Raw genomic sequence first — 1,079 nt, 5'->3', positions numbered from 1 at the left:
AGTCCGGCCAATTTCTCAAGGTCAAAAACCAGCCGCCGGAGAGTCTGTGCCGGACCCTGGTAACCGAGCGAATGATAGCCTTCCACGTCAAGGGTGATGTCAACCAGCTGCAGTGGCGGAGCCGCGTCTCCCTGGGGGTATACCCTGACACCTATTTCTGATCCCTGAACGTGGGTACGGTAACCTTTGCCAAAAGCGGGAAAGGCCATTGTCTTGTTGATGCGTAAAAGGGGCGCAGCGGGTGTGAAGGCAAAATAATCGTTGGGCACTGGCTCGGTGACATTGCCCGATGCAGGGATTGCCTCGCTTTTAAGCATGGCAAGCGTTTCACCAAGGTGGTTTCTGGAATGCCAGTGATAAGCCTGGAGTCTGGCACTCAGGGGGGTAGGGGGCTTGTCAGGAGGTTGTGAGTCATTGAACAGGCCGGGAAGCAAAGTCCTCAGCCTATGGTGTGAAACCGGAGATAATTTCTGATTCAACCATTTGGCGGCCAGCGTTTCAGCGATAAAGCTGAGCTGTGTCTGGTTGGCGATGGTATTCTCTTTGGCACCATCTTGCCGTGCCTGAAATTCTGACCAGAAGGCATTGGGGTCACAGGCCTCATAAACGACCATTGCCATGTGATTCAGCAACGTGGCAACGAGCGGGTCCGCTCCGGGAGCATCGGTTAAAGTGGCGGGTTTGCCAGAAGCCGGGGGTAATGGTGACGAATTGATGATCGATTGCCCGATTAACAGGGTGACATCCTCATCGTCATAAAAGATGTTCTGGCTCAGCCAGTCAGAGTCAGCAAAGATAATGCGGATATTCCGGTGTATGTGGTGGGGAAATAAACCTGACTGTTCTATTAACCGGAAGGCTCTGTCAATGGCTGTCTTGACAGCACCGATATGCTCAGGCGTGGCAAAAGCTGAACCCGGTCTGGCCCGATCCATCGACAGAGTGATTTTAAAAATATCCGTGTCAACCATGGCCGAGTAAAACCAGCCATCGCTGGTCTCAAGCCACTGTCTTTCGGGAGGACGACTGGGAGGATTCGTATCAGTTTGATTGGCTGGCATACGGGAAGCTCTCCGGAA

At 53.1% G+C, this 1,079-nt stretch carries 1 protein-coding gene; it reads right to left on the bottom strand.

Going from position 1 to position 1,079, the window contains the following annotated elements; genetic code table 11:
• On the bottom strand, nucleotides 1–1,061 hold a 1,061-nt coding region (locus tag KDK19_RS10485; protein ID WP_257291898.1), incomplete at its 3' end, for a hypothetical protein.
• Nucleotides 1,062–1,079 lie beyond the last annotated feature (18 nt).

Source organism: Endozoicomonas sp. ONNA1, assembly GCF_024606325.1.
In the GTDB taxonomy this organism is placed as follows: Bacteria; Pseudomonadota; Gammaproteobacteria; order Pseudomonadales; family Endozoicomonadaceae; genus Endozoicomonas_A.
This window is presented reverse-complemented; position numbering and strand designations above follow the sequence as displayed.